13 protein-coding genes are annotated in these 16900 nt (G+C 42.7%); 12 read left to right on the top strand and 1 reads right to left on the bottom strand.

Annotation, left to right across the window (positions count from 1 at the left end; translation table 11 throughout):
* Positions 1 to 21 precede the first annotated feature (21 nt).
* Entirely contained in the window at positions 22 to 267 is a 246-nt protein-coding gene (locus CTER_RS10840; RefSeq protein ID WP_027628996.1) for a type 1 glutamine amidotransferase family protein, read from the top strand.
* Here the strand turns inward: CTER_RS10840 and CTER_RS10835 are convergent.
* On the bottom strand, positions 264 to 1958 hold the full coding sequence (locus CTER_RS10835) for a methyl-accepting chemotaxis protein (RefSeq protein WP_004625552.1): 1695 nt from the start codon (positions 1956 to 1958) through the stop codon (positions 264 to 266). The genes CTER_RS10840 and CTER_RS10835 overlap by 4 nt on opposite strands.
* Before the next feature lie 245 nt (positions 1959 to 2203).
* Here CTER_RS10835 and CTER_RS26965 point away from each other — a divergent pair, with 245 nt between their 5' ends.
* The 11 genes from CTER_RS26965 (at position 2204) to CTER_RS10775 (ending at position 16892) form a co-directional block, all read left to right on the top strand.
* Positions 2204 to 5230 carry an S-layer homology domain-containing protein gene (locus CTER_RS26965; RefSeq protein WP_004625652.1) on the top strand — a complete coding sequence of 1009 codons (3027 nt, stop codon included), beginning with the start codon at positions 2204 to 2206 and terminating at the stop codon, positions 5228 to 5230.
* 27 nt (positions 5231 to 5257) lie between these two features.
* Positions 5258 to 6871: an S-layer homology domain-containing protein gene (locus CTER_RS10820; protein ID WP_004625572.1), complete on the top strand. Its 1614-nt coding sequence runs from the start codon at positions 5258 to 5260 to the stop codon at positions 6869 to 6871.
* 58 nt (positions 6872 to 6929) lie between these two features.
* A complete protein-coding gene (locus CTER_RS10815) occupies positions 6930 to 8417 on the top strand; it encodes a S41 family peptidase (protein WP_004625509.1) in 1488 nt (495 codons plus the stop codon).
* A gap of 319 nt (positions 8418 to 8736) precedes the next feature.
* Positions 8737 to 9258: an antiterminator LoaP gene (gene loaP / locus CTER_RS10810; RefSeq protein WP_004625637.1), complete on the top strand. Its 522-nt coding sequence runs from the start codon at positions 8737 to 8739 to the stop codon at positions 9256 to 9258.
* Positions 9259 to 9395: 137 nt separating this feature from the next.
* On the top strand, positions 9396 to 10079 hold the full coding sequence (locus tag CTER_RS10805; RefSeq protein ID WP_165585962.1) for a YveK family protein: 684 nt from the start codon (positions 9396 to 9398) through the stop codon (positions 10077 to 10079).
* A 35-nt stretch (positions 10080 to 10114) separates the two neighbouring features.
* Positions 10115 to 10822: a CpsD/CapB family tyrosine-protein kinase gene (locus CTER_RS10800; protein WP_004625589.1), complete on the top strand. Its 708-nt coding sequence runs from the start codon at positions 10115 to 10117 to the stop codon at positions 10820 to 10822.
* A gap of 30 nt (positions 10823 to 10852) precedes the next feature.
* Complete coding sequence (locus CTER_RS10795; RefSeq protein WP_004625543.1) at positions 10853 to 12157, top strand: right-handed parallel beta-helix repeat-containing protein; 1305 nt, start codon at positions 10853 to 10855, stop codon at positions 12155 to 12157.
* On the top strand, positions 12150 to 13433 hold the full coding sequence (locus CTER_RS10790; protein WP_004625474.1) for a hypothetical protein: 1284 nt from the start codon (positions 12150 to 12152) through the stop codon (positions 13431 to 13433). Before CTER_RS10795 ends, CTER_RS10790 begins: the two co-directional genes overlap by 8 nt.
* Positions 13421 to 14473, top strand: coding sequence for a glycosyltransferase family 2 protein (locus CTER_RS26960; protein ID WP_004625585.1), 1053 nt, complete (start codon positions 13421 to 13423; stop codon positions 14471 to 14473). The genes CTER_RS10790 and CTER_RS26960 overlap by 13 nt, the downstream gene beginning before the upstream one ends.
* A gap of 40 nt (positions 14474 to 14513) precedes the next feature.
* Positions 14514 to 15563, top strand: a complete 1050-nt coding sequence (locus CTER_RS10780; RefSeq protein WP_004625605.1) for a radical SAM protein — start codon at positions 14514 to 14516, stop codon at positions 15561 to 15563.
* 96 nt (positions 15564 to 15659) lie between these two features.
* The gene (locus CTER_RS10775) at positions 15660 to 16892 is read left to right on the top strand and encodes a glycosyltransferase family 4 protein (RefSeq protein WP_004625481.1); all 1233 of its coding nucleotides are present in this window, start codon (positions 15660 to 15662) and stop codon (positions 16890 to 16892) included.
* Positions 16893 to 16900 lie beyond the last annotated feature (8 nt).

Here is a 16900-nt window from a genome sequence, read left to right as displayed (position 1 = left end):
ATGGTGCTCAATTAAAAGTATATGCCCGAAATTGCAGGTGAAGCACAGGTGTTTTTGCTGGCAAATCGGCAGGAGGCCGATTTGAGCAGCAATCCGAGACAGGAGGTCGAGTATTGTGCGACAGCAAAAACACCTGTGATGAGCCGTGCAAATTTCAGCATGTACTTTGGGAGCAATCCATTTATTGAAGTTTGTATGGGAGCACTATACAATACTTTTCACATTTATTTCAATTGTTCTGGTTTTGCGATACTCTATTGTTCCTAAATCCTGAATTTTGAAACATACACTTTCAAATTATCGGACGCGGCTTTTGAATCCCGGGATATCTGTACGACTTCATTTCCCTTTTCAAGGATTCCGGAGGCTTTGACAGCGATATTCGTCGTACCTTCAGCCGCTTCACCCGTGGAGATGGTGATTTCGTTTATGGCTTTAATCATATTGTTTATGGAAACCAGAAGTTCTTCCGAGGTAGAGCTGAAATCCAGCACCAATTCATCGATATGTGCGGCATCCCTGCTGTATTGTTCACTGGTGTCCACCTGACTGTTATAGTCTGTGATGACAGTATTTTCAATAAAGGATAAAATGTTTTTGGAGCTGTTTACCAGATTTTCTACGGCGCTGAGTACGCTGGTGGTGACACCCTGTATTTCAGCGACGGCCTTTTTGGAATCCTCGGCCAGTTTCCTTATCTCATCTGCCACCACGGCAAAACCACGGCCTGCTTCACCGGCTCTGGAGGCTTCAATGGCAGCATTCAGAGCCAGCAGGTTGGTCTGGCTGGTGATCTGCATGATGGAATCAGAAAGCCTGCGGATCTGCTCAATTGATTTACTTTGCTCTATAGCCTGTGTAAGCTCGATATTGGTTGATTTATAGATATCATATGCGTAATCCTTGGATTCTTTGGCTCCTGTCTTGAGTGCAAGTGCTCTGGAGTTGATTTCCTGGGCGGCAGAAGAGGTGTCCTGTGCCTTTTTGGCTATATTCTCCACCGCAGACTCTATTTCGTGGGAGGTGGCGTTCATTTCCTCCATTGTTGCGGCAGTCTGCTGCATTCCGGCTGAAAGCTGCTCTGTCGTGGCTGAGACATCCTCAATATTCCCATTAAGGTCTGAAATCCTGCTTACGGTATGGAGCATGGCTTGATCTATTCTGGAGGATTCGTCCATAACCGATTTGATTATTCCCTGTATCGATTGCTGCATCCGGTTGGCCGCCCTGGATATTTCACCGAGCTCGCCCTTTAACTTCAAGCTGCTGTCATCAAGCCTGTGGCTGAAATCCCCGTCTGAAAACTTATTCAGCTGAACATTTATTTTCCCTATTGACTTGCTCAACACATGACCTATATTAAAAGCGAGAGCTGATCCAATGAAAAGAACAAGGACTATGATAATTGCTATTGTTCCCACAATATTAAATATCTGTTTGTCTACAACGCTTTTTTCAACCCCCACAAACCACATACCTATTATTTTTCCGTTGGAATCCTTAAGAGGAGTGTAATACGTAAATACATTCTTATTTGCAACCAGAGCGGTACCGTGAAAATCCTTTCCCTCTTTCAAAACGGTATTGGCAACTTCTTCGGAGGCTTTTGTTCCCGTTGCCCTTGAACCGTTATCCAGGAGTACGTTTGTTGCAACCCTTGTATCATTCATAAATATGGTTGCCAGATATCCGCTCTCCTTTTGGATGGTATCGACAAACTCCACAGAGTCATTGATTTTTTCATTCCCCTTGTAGAGCATGCCGTCTTTAATATTCCAGTCTCCGGTAAATCTTTCGTTAAAGAAAGCCAGGGACAGATTGGCATTTTTTTCAATGTTGGTTTGATAGTTTCCGGTAATTATCCCTGACACTTTGAAATAAACAAGGAAAAAAACTGTAAGGGCGAAAAGCAATAAGATACCTGTAAAAGACACAATCAGTTTTGCCTTTATTTTCATAAAATCATCTCCTTGTATTAGTATACTTTCCTTATTTGGGGGGCATTTACAGCTATGAAATGAGGTTTTGTTGATATAAATTTATCGTCCTGAAACCTGAAATTTTTATAGGACTTTAGTCCTAATTTGTATAAGACTTTTTGAAAATTTCGCAATATTGTAATGAAACTTTAATAATAAATATCCAAAAAAAACCGATATAATATGCATATACATAAAATTTGATTAACGCAGAGGTCAAATAGATGAATCTTTTTCAATCACTAAAATCATTAAAATACAAAAAGAAATCAGGATCCGTTTCAGGATCAATCAGTAAATTGATAGCCTTAACCGTCAGCGCTGCAGTCTTAATCCAGTCAGGTTACGTATATGCGGCTGTTGGCAATGAACCCACGGTAAATTCTTATTCAGCCACTCAAAACGGGCAGGCTGTGATAAATAACCTTAAATATACCGACATGAGTAAAGCTGCATATGATTTGAAGGATGCGGTTTACCAGAACGGTGCACTCGATTTGTTAAAGGGTTTTGGAAACACGCAGTTCAACCCCAATGGAACTGTGTCCAAGGAAATGGCTTTATACCTGGCATATATGGCAGCCAACCGGGTGCAGGATATCACTGCTCTGGGACAGGCCCTCAATGCCGTAAGACCTGCAGGACAGAAAAAAACAAATCTCCAGGCCGTGCTGTATGACGGAAGTCTTCAGCTGGCTGCAAATGAAGGCCTGATAACTCCACAGGATCTGGCAAATGCCCTGAATGCAGACCAGAGCACTCTGGCAGCAGGTGATTTCAGAAGAGGTTCGGCAGCACAAAGACAGGAATTCGCCACCTGGCTTGCAAAAGCACTGATGCTGCCGCCTGCATATGAGGAGCAGGAACTGTTCAATAACTTCACCGACTGGAACAGTACGGTTGCCGAAAACGTACCTTACATAGAAGCCATTTTGCAAAACAATATAATGAGCGGCGACGGAAATGGAAAATTCAATCCAACCAGGGCCGTAACCAGGGAAGAGGCAGCCAGGGTTCTTAAGAACGCCGAAGATATCATATTGCCTCTGAAGAGTATGGAAAAGAGAACAGCCACCATAGAGGATATTCAGAAAACCAATGATACCTCAAAGGGTTACAGAATAGATTACACCTCATTTATTGTGAGAAATTCCGACGGGTTATTGGATGAACTGATAACCGAGACACGTTACCAGTCTCCCACCACTACCTCCAATGAGCAGACCGGCAAGGTACAGGCCTCTCTCAAGACTGAAATTCCGGTCTTTAAGGACGGAACCATTACAAATTCCCTGAGTTTGAAAAAGGGTGACCGCCTGGAATATATAGTAGGTTCGGAGGACAAAATCATCAGGTATGCCAGAGTTCTGTCGAACAGCGGTGAAATGAGTTACGTGGCAGCTATTGTCAACAGCGTCGGCACTGCCGGCAGAACCATAAACTACACCCCGCTTACGCAGACTATCAAGTACCCTGATCAGGCCATCTCCAATCCTGTCAAAAAAACGGCAAATGGAAATATAGTGTACGAAAACCATTCCTATTCCAATAATATTTTAAATGCAATAACAAAAGCTCCTGTGGATATGACTTCTATTAAACCTGAAATGGTAGTGGTAGTGGGCATACAGCAGAATGTGGTAAAAGAGATAGCGCCGGTCACAGTCAAGAAAGCACGTGAGGCAGGTCTGACCTCGGGCATTGTTGAGGAAAACAATCCCCAGCTGGGCTATCTGTCCATGTATAAGGCCGACGGTTCGGGCCCGCTGGAGCTCTCTGCACTGAGAATTTTCAACTATGACGATCCCAATAATGTTGAAGTGTATAAAAACCACCAACCGGCAGACCTGGAGGATATTGAACCGGGAGATACGGTGTTTGTGAGAATAGATGACACCGGAGCTGTTTCTTCAATAAGCAGTGTTGACAATTATTCGGTGCGGTATGGAAAGGTCATTTCCAGGAAAATCAATTCAATTACCGTTGAAACCGATAAAGGTGTGCTGCAGTACAATACCGACGGAGTCAATGTCATCAAAAGCGGAAAGCTGTCCAAGCTGACCCAGCTGAAAGACGGCGACAGGGTAAAGCTGCTTGTAAATGAGGCACCCAATCTGACAAGGCTGAAAGAGATAATTATTGAGAGCGGAGACAAGCTTGTTGCAAATATATACAAGGGTAATTTCAAAAGCTACAACAACCTGTCAAACCAGATTGTTCTGAGCGATCCATGGGTATTCCGAAGAGGCACCTGGGTCAAGGATGAAGCAGAACCTATGAAGACTCTCAAGCTTGATGAGGATTTCACCGCGTATTTTGGCGGTAACGCCCAGCCTGTGAAGAATTTAAACAAATACCTGAACGGGTCGGTGGTATACCTTGTAAGCCAGAGCGATTACGGAAACAATGAAAATGTTGTAATGGCAAACTTTACAAACGACCTTGAAGTTCCATATAATGACAGAGTATATACTGCCGGTGCCAACAAGTTTACACTGCAGCAGGCCCAGACAAGTATTTCATATGACAACGGTACTATTGTAGTCAAGGACGGAAGACTTGTACAGGGAAGCAGTGTCACTGCCGACGATTACACCTATGTTGTTGCAAACAGGGATGCCGACAGCGGAACTCTTGTGGCGGGAGTGGTAGCCATAGAGAAGAGAGCGGGAACGGATACTTTGCAGCTCTTCAGAGGAAGAATTTCCGGTATAGATGAGTACAAGAGCGTTACGCTGCAGTCCTACTCAAAGCTTAACGGTGTAAACTGGGATTTTGCCAACACCCCGGTAACCTTTACATTGAACTCCAATACAAGGATCACAGATACCGACGGTATTGTGGGCCAGGGAGACTTTAACAGCTATAACGGCGCCACGACCTTCAAGAACAGGACTGTTTATGTGCTCAGTGACGGAACCAACGCTGTTGAAATAAGTACCGCTCCGTATGGAAATGTAAATATCACCGGTACTGTTATAACCGCTTCGGGAGCCACCTATGATGATGAAGGAAAGCTCCTGACCCAGCCGACGGCATTAGAGCTCAGAAACGTCAAGTACTATAATACTTCTACAAAGCTTTATGTGAATATGGCTGACAGTAAGTTCAATTTGCTGGCTAATTCATTCATAATAAAGAATAATGTAAGAATTCAGTCTTCAGAGCTTAAGAAGGGCGATAAAGTCAGAGTGTTGAAGAAAGATACTGCTGTTACCGGCGATGCATATATCGTAATAGTTGAAGAATAGATAATAATCAGGCGGAGGTCAGGTATTTTGCATAAATTATTTGAGAGATCAAAAACTGAAAAATACAAGAGACGGGGGAAAACCGGAAAGCGGACTGCAATAAGTGTGATGCTGTCAGCAGCCATTTTATTGTCACTGAGCCCCGGTAACATATATGCGAGGCAGGGAGACAGCGGTTATGAAGGCGGGATCTCCTCGGGGGAAACACCCAGTATGACCAGCCTGTCCTCTGCCAGCAAGTACGAGTTTCAGTATCAGGAGCCCTGCTTTCTAACAGGAGTACCTGTAATTATGAGCGGTACTCTGACACTGTCCAAAAAGCTTAAAGAGGATACAAAAACTAAAACGCAGACATTGACCAGTACATATGCCTATTCACTTAGAAATGGAACACAGAATACCTTATCCAGAACGCTGACCTTTGTCACCGTAATAACTCCCAAGGACAACGGCCAGAAGGTTGAAGCGACCCAGCTGACCGCGGCCAAAGAGAACATAAAGATAGGAAATGCGGTTTATACAATCGGTTCAAAAGATGATTATGAACTTACAAAGTCGATTCTTAACGATAATAAACCTGCCGTAAATTACTATTCAGGTGAAATAATGAGCAAAAAACGGTACAGGATGGGAACCACCGGCTCCGATTATGTTGTTGTCAACTCCACCACCGGCTACACCGGTTACGACCAATACTGGAGTTCGGCCGAGACTCAGATAATCAAACAGACCATAGAACAGCAAAGAGCCGGAAAAGCTCCTGTTCAGGTTGGTGATATATCAATGGAGGTTTCAACTACCACAAAAAAAGAGCTGGAATACTATGAGAACCTCCCTGAGCAGTCAAGTATAGCAGGGGGATATGTCCAGACACAGGCAAATGAAAACATATTAAAGTATACTGCCGATCTCAGCGAGCTGGACAGCAAAAGAAATCCCACAACCAAGGTTGTAAAACACACTGACAGTCTCAAGCTTGAAAGCTTTCCGACTTCCACAAGAATGGTTTCTCCCAACCTGAACCAGATAAGAGGCCATGCTTCGGAGGAAAATATCGCTTTATTGTTCGGGCTTGAAGCCTTCAAAAATCCGGCAGCCTTTGATCCCCAGGAATATATCAGCAGGTCGGAGTTTGTGGACGCTTTCTTAAAGGTGGCACCGGCAGTTCCCCTGGATCCTGCCTTCAAACCCAAGAAAACTTCGACCAGGACATCCAAAAATGTGGTAATAGTCTCACCATTTTCAGATGTTGCAGTCAGCAACCCTTATTTTACAAGTATTGAGGATGCAACAAAGAGAGCTATTATCTCGGGCAACGGAAAAAGTAAATTCAGGCCTGACGAGCTTATTACCGTTGCCGAAGCCGTGGCAATCATGGTCAATGCCCTGGGACTCAACGGCCTGGCCCCAAATCCTGTTCCTGTGACAGGCTTCAGGGATAACGACAAGATACCCTCCTATGCGAGAGGACCCATGTATGTAGCAGAGAGACTGGGTTTGATTTCAGGAGATACGAAGGGTTACATATACCCAGATAATAAAATAACCAAGGCCGGGTTTTCAGATATGATGAGAACATATATCGACTACATGGGCAAGGATCTGAGAAAAGAGTATGTGGAAAAGCTCATAAGCTATTAACCGGCAGCAATTATCAGCAGCAATCAACAATTTAACAGCATGGGAAGGACTGAAGCCAATGAACAAAACCAGAAGAATTACAGCGGTCATACTGACGCTGGTCATTATATTTACTGCTTTTACAACGAGCACTTTTGCCGCCGGAACACAGATAAACGATCAAACCGAATACCTGGAAAGCGTCAGGGAGATTATCAGGCAAAAGTACAACGGTCAAATTCCGGAAGAAGAAATGGAAAAAGCCACAACATTAAAGGGTATATTTGATACTCTGGATGATTATTCGGAATTCATGACTTCGGAGGAATTTGATACATTTGTTTCAAGTCTTTCGGGTTCCATAGAAGGTATAGGAATTCAGCCTGCTATCCTGGACAAGGATAAGTATGCAACAGTAATTAAGGTTTTCAGGAATACGCCGGCCTGGGAGGCCGGAATACTTACCGGAGACCAGATTGCTGAGGTTGACGGGGAATCTGTGGAAGGACAGCCGGCTGAGGACGTGACAAACAGGATTCAAGGCATTCCTGGCACCCGGGTAAAGCTGGGTTTGATACGCCAGGGTCTTAAAGACCTTGTAAGAGTAGAGGTGACGAGAGCCGAAATAGATATTCCTTCAGTACACTATGAAATAAGAGGGGATATAGGATATATACAAATTGATCTTTTTGGTGAAAATACATACAGCGGAGTGGATGAAGCACTCGGATATTTTGACGAAAAAAATATTACCAGGGTGGTACTGGACCTGAGAAATAACGGCGGAGGATATGTGGATCAGGCCGTTAAGGTGGCACGGCGATTTGTACCCGAAGGGCTTATCACAACACTGGATTACAAGGACGAGGGAGTAAAAGACGAGACATACTATTCCTCTCTGAAAAAGCCCAAGTATAAGCTGGCCGTACTGGTAAACGAGTATTCTGCAAGTGCCTCGGAAATTTTGACCGGCGCCGTAAAGGATACCAAAGCCGGGGTGGTAGTGGGGACAAAGACTTTCGGCAAGGCAAAAGTACAGACCTTTACCCCTATTTTAAGCTTTGAAGCATTTGAAAGCCTGAACAGAGATAATGAGATCAAATCGGCCGATGCCAGCAATTTTATCTATATGATTGATGATACGCAGCTTGCAGGCTGGGGGAAGATGACTACCGGTTTGTATTACACTCCTAACGGGGATTGCATAGACCTTAAGGGCATAGAACCAAATGTGAAGGTGACAGCTCAGGAACCGGCAGGAAGCAGTGTACAGGTGAACCTGATGGAGCCGTTATCCCTGACGGTAAAACCCAACCTGGGAGCGAAGTATTTTGACGTATATATCGCGGAACATATCCTGAAGCTTTTGAAATATGAGGTGGATGAGCCGGATATGATTCTTGACAATAAGACTGTCCAAGCTATCAAGAAATTCCAGAAGGATAATAAAGTTTACAGCTACGGAGTATTGGATTATTGCACTCAAAAGCTTTTGAACGACAGGCTTGCGGCTATGAAGGTGGTCAAGGACCCTGTTTATTCAAAAGCGGCGCAGCTCATAAAATAAAAAACAAATTATAAAAAACCTTTCAGACTTTTACCGGGTCTGAAAGGTTTTTTTTGGTGCTGCAAAATATTATCCTGGAAATGTATAAAAATACAAAAAAGGATATTGATTATTTTTATTTCAATAAATTACAGCGGATAACCAATTATAACAAGGATTAATACATTAATTTATTATATTATGTAAAATATTTGCCCTTTGGAACGGGAAATGGCGAAGGTATTAATTTTACAAAATCCCCGAGAGGAGTATAATTTCAAATTAGCAGGAATAAATTAACAAATCCTTCAATATCTTTATGAGGTGCGGCGTTTAAACTATGATGTACAAAAATGGAGCGGGTTGGTATGCGGTCTTTGTAGCTACCGGAGAAGAGGATAAGGTCAAAGCCAGAATAAATTTCAGAATGCAGGGCCGGATGAGAGCGATAGTCCCCAAGAGGAGGCTGAAGGAGCGCAGAGAGGGCAAATGGGAGGATAAGATCAGGACATTGTTTCCGGGCTATATTCTTTTGAATGGAATGATAGGCAATGAAACCTACGATTTGGTCAGGGATATACCCGGAGTTATCAGATTTCTGAGGGATAAGGACGGCCCGCTGCAGATACATAAAAGTGAAATTGAAGTTATAGGCAAGCTGACTGCCGACTGTGAAATCATTGGATATTCCAGGGTATATGTTACCGGCGAAAAAGTAATGGTTATTGATGGGCCGCTGTATGGAATGGAGGGCTGCATCAAGTCCATTGATAAAAGAAAAGGCCGGGCTAAAGTACTGCTCAATATAATGAATGAACCGAGACTTGTAGAACTTAGTGTGGCATTGGTTCAGCCGGCTTAGGATTCCGGAGGCCCCTCTTGCTGTTTCGGCGCAAAAGGGAAATATGGGAGATATATGCAGCAGATAATGAAACGGAACGGACTTTGGCTGTTCAGGATGGCGAAGCACGCAATTTTATGGGATTTACGGAGGTTAATATGGAGCTAAAAAGGTTTTTATATACTTTTTTGAGGATGTTTTGGCTGATTATTTTGCTGGGTGCTGTAGGACTGGGAGTAACCATATATTTATATGGTTATGGGGCAGTGCCGGTATATGCCGCCGACACAAAAATATTCACACTGGCAAAAGGCAGCGCCGACAGCAGCCGGAATAAAATCGATTACCAGGATATCCTCACCAACAGGCAATTGTCAAACGACTACCAGGATATTATCAAAAGCAAAAAGGTCATTGAAATGTCGCAGGGACAATTAAGCGGCATGAAAATAGACCCGGACCGGCTTAAAAGTATGATAAGCGTGAGCTCACAGGACAATTCCAGCATAGTGGTCATAAGAGCTGTTTCGGCTGATGCTGAGGAAGCCGGAAGGGTTTCCCTGGCTGTTTCCAACAGCTTTATTTCAACTCTTGAGGAACTGACAAAGACGGATATAGTGGGTGTTATAGATGAACCCGGGCTTCCCTCATCTCCGGTTCAGCCGGATAATTTAAAGCAGATATTGATGGGATTGCTCATTGGTATTGGTACGGCAATTATTATAATCTACATTGCAGATTTCTTTGATACCAGAATCAGGTTCAAGGAGGACATAGAACATTATACAAAACTTCCCATGCTGGCAGTCATACCAAAGTACAATATTAAATCCGCCAAATAATTTAACTTGGGTTTTAGTAAAAAGGAGATTGATTTATGCAGACAAAGGTTTTCACTGAGACGGTCCAGGATGATAATGTACTTCAGCACGCCTACTCCACCCTTATAAGTAAACTGTACATGCTTGAAAAAAACAGGAGTTTTAAAACCTTGACCGTCACCAGCTGCAACCCCGGAGAAGGAAAAACCTCTTTCTCGGCATCCCTTGCAAAAGTTCTTGCCGGAGCCGGTAAACGCACTTTATTGGTCAACCTGGACTTGAGAAAAAAATATAAGCCCGGTAAAGTGTCATATCATTCAACAGCGTACGGTATTTCCAGCTACCTGGAAGGGGATGTGGAGCTAAATGATGCCATATGCAAGACAAATATCGAAAACATGTATTTTCTGGATTCGGGAAAATATTTGGGGGACCCGGTATCACTGCTGTGTTCAGACAGGTTGGGCACCTTTATGCAAGTTGCCGGCAGCGAGTACGATTATGTAATAACAGATACTCCTGCCCTGGAATGTAATACCGATGCGCTTCTCATTTCAGGTAATACCGATGCCACAATTCTTGTGGCAAAAATGGGCAGTACCACAATCAAGGATATCAGAAAAGCCCAGACGCAGTTATACGCAATAGATGCACATATTCTGGGAGTAATACTCAATAAATCCAGCAAGAGATTTTACAAAAAATTATTTTCAGCACCGGACTACTTTAAATATGGAAAGCCTGCCTTGTATAAATCTGTTTAATACAATAAAGGCTGACAGGAGGATATTCATTTGTCTAAAAAATTGGCTGCAGCTGTAATAATTATCATTATAGTTATTATTGTAATTTTATTATATAGGTATAAAGGAGCAGGCTCCACCCATTACTATGTGAGCAGCAGCGGGAATGATGATAATTCCGGCCTGAGCAAGAGAGCTCCGTGGAGGAGCCTGGAAAAGGTCAACAGTTATAAATTTAAACCCGGAGATATTATCTGCTTCAAAAGAGGCGACGTATGGAGGGGTCAGCTGGTTCCGCAGATCGGGAATGCCAGGTTTGACATAAAATATACCGGCTATGGACCGGGCGAAGACAAGCCGGTCATATTGGGGTCAATTGATAAAAGTGATACGGGCAGCTGGGAGCAGTCTGCTTTGAATATTTGGAGAACGTCCGCAGGGGAGCTGGACATAGGAAACATCATATTCGATAATTCCGAATGCGGACAAAAGGTCTGGAATGAAAACGGGCTGAACAGCCAGGGACGGTTTTACTATGATCCCCAAACAGGTAATGTCCTGTTGTTTTCATATGAAAATCCTTCCCAAAAATATAATAGTATTGAGTGTGCGGTAAACAGATACATCATCAATCAATCCAACAAGAGCTATGTTGAATATGATGGCCTGGCACTGAAATACGGGGCGGCACATGGCATTGGAGGGTATAGCACACATGACATTACCATCAGGAACTGTGATATCAGCTATATTGGGGGAGGCGGCTTATATACCGATGAGAGACGGACCAGATACGGAAACGGTATTGAGTTCTGGGGAGAGGCTTATGATAATCTTGTTGAAGGCTGCAATATATGGGAGATATATGATGCAGGGGTTACCAATCAGAACAGCGGAGAGATAAAAAAACAGTATAATATTACATACAAAAACAATAAGATTTGGAACTGTGAATATAGTTTTGAATACTGGAATTCACCTGCGGAATCCTATACAGGAAATATCCTGTTTGCCGGAAACACCTGCAGTAACGCCGGCGGCGGCTGGGGGCACACGCAAAGACCGGACCCTTCGGGTATACATATTTGCCTGTATCCAAACGCCGCTCAGCTGGAAAAACTAATTATTACAAACAATATAATGAAGGAGGCCGGTTTTACAATTTTATATATTGATGCCCGATTCAACGGAACAGACGCCTTGATGCTTTCAAGGAACAGCTATTATCAGGACAGTCAAAAACTATTTTGCTTTTGGAAAGAAGAAAAATACTATCCGGGAGATTTCAGCCTGTACACTGACAGCAAGAAACAGGATAAGGACTCAGTAATCAACAAAGGGGCAAAATATGGATAGTTTATACTATGAACGGAACAGAAACAAGTCCTTCTTTCTATTCCTGGGCATAACGCTGCTCCTCCTGTATCAGGATTTGCTGCAACAGTATGTGCCGGTGTTCAAATCGGTTGACGAATTTATCGGATTTGTATTTCTGCCGGTGGTGTTCATCTTATATATTTATAAGAACGAAAAATTATACAGGGAAGAACAAATCATAATTTTTCTATATATACTTTTTATATTGACCGGCATAATATCTTCCCTGGTTAACAAGTTCCAAAGCCTGAGTGCGGCAATATCCGATCTGGTAATAGTCTCCAAATTTCTTGGAGGATATTTTTTTGCAAGGATATGTTTCGGCGGCGTTATATTGATGGACTACAGGAAATACATACGTGCGACCTTCAGGACAATAACAGCTGTTACATTCCTGCTTACATTACTGGATATTATATTTAATGTATTCCCAAAAGGGGATAAAAGATTTTTCATGCATTCCGAAAAACTTTTTTTCAGCCACCCCACGTATTTAGCCTTATTCTGTGTAGTTACGCTTACATATTTAACTCTGGTTTTTGAAAACAGGCTGACTGATTATATATATTTATTGCAGATAATACTTGTATGTGTCAGCACCTTCAGAATGAAAGCCATTGGTATGGTAATAATCTATCTGCTGTTCCTGACTCCCTTGAGAAAGCTTAAATATATAAAAGTCGTAACTGTTATAGCGGCTGCAATAGTTATAATTTTGTGTATAATACCCCAGATCAATGCCTATTATTTCGACAGTGATGACAGTCCGAGGAATTTGCTCACTTCAACCGGTATTAAAATAGCAAATGATTATTTTCCTATGGGTTCGGGCTTGGGTACATTCGGGTCTTACATATCAGGGGCCGCTTATTCTCCGCTGTATTATATGTATAATTTGAGCAGCACCTGGGGGCTGACAAAAAATAATCCGTTTTTCATATCCGATACTTTTTGGCCTATGATATTGGGTCAATTCGGGTATATGGGCCTGTTTCTGTTTATACTTGTAATCCTGCAGTTTACCTTGTTAATAAAAAAACTGAGGGAATTTGATTCAAATATACTGCTTTTTTGTCTGATCCCTTTTATTTATCTGCTGGTATCCAGTACTTCGGAATCCAGTTTTGCCAATTACTACAGCGTAAATCTTTTTATGATCATAGGTATGGCTGTAAGCCAGACAAGGCCGGTAAATCACTTGCATAATGACGCAAGTAAAATAATAAAAAAAGGTGATTTGGAATGCCAAAGATAAGCATAATTGTCCCTGTTTATAATGTGGAACAATTTTTAAGACGGTGTCTGGACAGTATATTGTCCCAGACATTTCAGGACTTTGAGGTGGTGCTTGTAAATGATGGATCAACTGATAATTCAGGACAAATCTGCCGGGAATATGCCCGAAAGGACCACCGTATTGTTTTTATCGAAAAAGAAAACGGAGGGCTTTCCTCTGCCAGAAATACCGGCCTGGATGCTGCAAAAGGTGAATATGTGGGGTTTGTAGATTCAGATGACTATATTGCTCAAGACATGTACAAATTTTTGTATGAAAACCTTGTAAAATATGGGGCTGATATATCCATATGCTCATTTTATTTTGTATATGAAGATGGACGCATTTGTCATACCAAGCCCGGCGGCGTATGCAGATGCATGAACAATGAGGAGGCCATCAGAACTCTGTTGGGCAGAAAACATTTTGAAAATTATGTTTGTGACAAGCTCTATAAAAGAGTACTTTTTGACCGGATAAGGTTTCCTGAAAACGAGTTATATGAGGACATCGCCGTAACGTACAAGCTTTTGGACAGTTCCCAAACCGTAATATATAGGAGTGAACCCAAATATTATTATGTCCAGAGACCGGGAAGCATTGTAAACTCAGGTTTTAGTGTAAAGAAGCTCCAGTTTGTGGAACAGTGCCGGAAGCTTGTGGATTTTTCAAAAAGCAGGGGAGGCATATATGATATGGAGGCTCAAACCTTTTTTGCACTGGCCAGCCTGTGGCTTATGTATGAAGCAGGCATGCATAAAAGCAAATACTCCCGGATACTTACCGATTTGAAGAATAATGTTTTAAATAATTATCATACCGCCATGCAAAGCCGTGATTTAAAGAAAACCGAGAGGCTGGCCCTATATCTTCTGAAAAGCGGAATGAGCATCAATGTCTTATGCGGACTGCATTGGATTTCAAAAAAATTGCTTACCGGTTTAAAAGTTTTCTGCTATAAAATTGAGAACCTTACCAAAGTCAATTACTGTTCAAAGCCGTCGGCTTTCAGCCGATAGTAACTGACTTAAAAAAATATGAAAGTTGGGGGAGTCTGGTATGAGTAAATCCACATTATTATACGGATCAGTAATAATAACCTACCGCTGCAACGCCAGGTGCAACATGTGCGACTGCTTCAAGGACCCGAGCAAACCCGGGGAAGAACTTGGAACGGATATAATAAAAAAGCTTCCTGCAATGTCCTTTGTGAATATTACAGGTGGTGAGCCCTTTATTAGAAATGACATAAGTGAAATTGTAGGTGAACTTTATAAAAAAACCAAAAGGATTGTTATTTCCACAAACGGCTATTTCACCGACAGGATACTGCAATTGTGCCGGGAATACCCCAGGGTTGGAATCAGGATAAGTATTGAGGGACTTGAGGAGTCAAATGACCGTATACGGGGGATACCGGAAGGGTTCAAAAGGGGATACGGCACCCTGAAAAAGCTTGTAGCCGAGGGACACAGGGATGTGGGCTTCGGGTGTACGGTACAGGAAATGAACGCTCAGGACCTGCTGCCTTTATATGAATTATCCGACGAGCTGGGGATGGAGTTTGCAACGGCTGCTTTACATAACTCTTTTTATTTCAGAAAAACAGATAACAAAATAGAGGATAAACTCAAGGTTTCAAAGGCCTTCGAGGAGCTTATAAATAAACTGCTTAAATCCGGATCGCCCAAAAAGTGGTTCAGGGCGTACTTTAATCACGGATTAATAAATTACATCTACGGAAATAAAAGATATCTGCCCTGCAATATGGGAAGCAACGGCTTTTTTGTCGATCCCTTCGGGGATGTGCTGCCCTGTAACGGAAGTGCTGAAAAAATGTCAATGGGGAACCTCCATAATAAGGAATGGGATGAAATATGGAATTCACCGGAGGCCGAAGAAGTGAGGAATATGGTGAAAAAATGTCCCAGAAATTGCTGGATGATAGGAAGTGCTGCTCCCGCAATGAAACAGAAAATCTGGATACCCGCCCTATGGGTGTTGAAGCATAAACTGGCCGGCGGTTACAGCTTGAAGGAGAACGGGTTTATAAACCTGGATGAGGGACGGACTAAGGACGGTTATGCCGAAAAATCCCATACTGCCTGAGCTTATCCTTAATAAAGAGTGTGCAGGGTTATCAGAGAGATAGAGAAAGGCATTGAAAAGTGCTGGAAAAAATTTTAAATTACAGGAGACAAATTAATGAGAATACTGGTGGTCAACAAGTTCCTGTTTAACCGCGGCGGAAGTGAGACATACATATTCAAGCTTTTTAAACGGATGAAGGAATTGGGACATGAAGTCGAATTCTTTGGTATGCAGGATTCGAGGAATATTGTGGGGAACAGCCTGGGGCTGTGTACAAGGAAGCTTGACTTTAAAGGCAGCGTTCTGAAGAAAGGCCTGTATCCCCTGAGGATCATTTACTCGGTTGAGGCAAAAAAGAAAATTGATAAAGTCATACGCAACTTCAGGCCAAACATAGTTCACCTCAACAATTACAATTATCAGATCACACCTTCCATACTGTATTCCATAAGGAAATACAACCTTCCGGTGGTTCAGACCCTTCACGACCCGCAGATAGTCTGTCCCAATCATAAGCTTTTTAACGATATGAACAATAGAACATGTGAAAAGTGCCGGGATGGGAAGTTCCTGAATTGCATCGTACAAAAATGCATTGACAACTCACTTGCCAAGAGTGCCATGGGGGCCGCAGAAAGCTTTATATACCGGAAATTGAGGGCTTACCGGCTCATTGACTGCTTTATATCGCCCAGCAATTTTTTAAAGGACAAAATTTCTGAAATGCAGGCAGGCCTTCCGGCCGACAAGATCGTTGTCCTGCACAATTTTGTGGATGAGAAAGTGGGAATGGCAGGGGGGACAAAGAAACCCTATGTTTTATACTTTGGAAGAATAGCAAATGAAAAGGGCATAAGCACATTGGCGGAGGCCTGTTCCAGGCTTCCTCACATAAAATTTGTTTTTGTGGGCTGCGGAGAACTGGAATATAAATTGGCGGGAATTAAAAATATTGAGTTTTTGGGCTTTAAACAGGGAGAAGAACTGAAAAAATACATAAAAGAGGCGCTGTTTTCGGTCTGCCCCTCGGAATGGTATGAAAACTGTCCGCTGTCCATATTGGAATCACAGATGTACGGTACTCCTGTCATCGGGGCCAGGATAGGCGGGATACCCGAGCTGATCGACGACGGTTCCGACGGGTTGCTGTTCAATCCGGCAGATGCGGAGGATCTGGCCGAGAAAATCAACTATTTGTATTGCAATGAAGAGCTGCTCCAAAAGTTTTCAAGCCGGTGTTTTGACAAGATTGACAAATTTTCCATAGATAAATACATAGACACCCTCACCGGAATATACGACATGTCTATTCAAACCCGTGTAAAGAGGTCGGTACAAGCAGTCTGACACTTTTC

Origin of the sequence: Ruminiclostridium cellobioparum subsp. termitidis CT1112, from assembly GCF_000350485.1 — a bacterium.
Classification (GTDB): domain Bacteria; phylum Bacillota; class Clostridia; order Acetivibrionales; family DSM-1351; genus Ruminiclostridium; species Ruminiclostridium termitidis.
The sequence above is the reverse complement of the archived record's forward strand: the minus strand, read 5'-3'. Positions and strand labels throughout refer to the sequence as shown.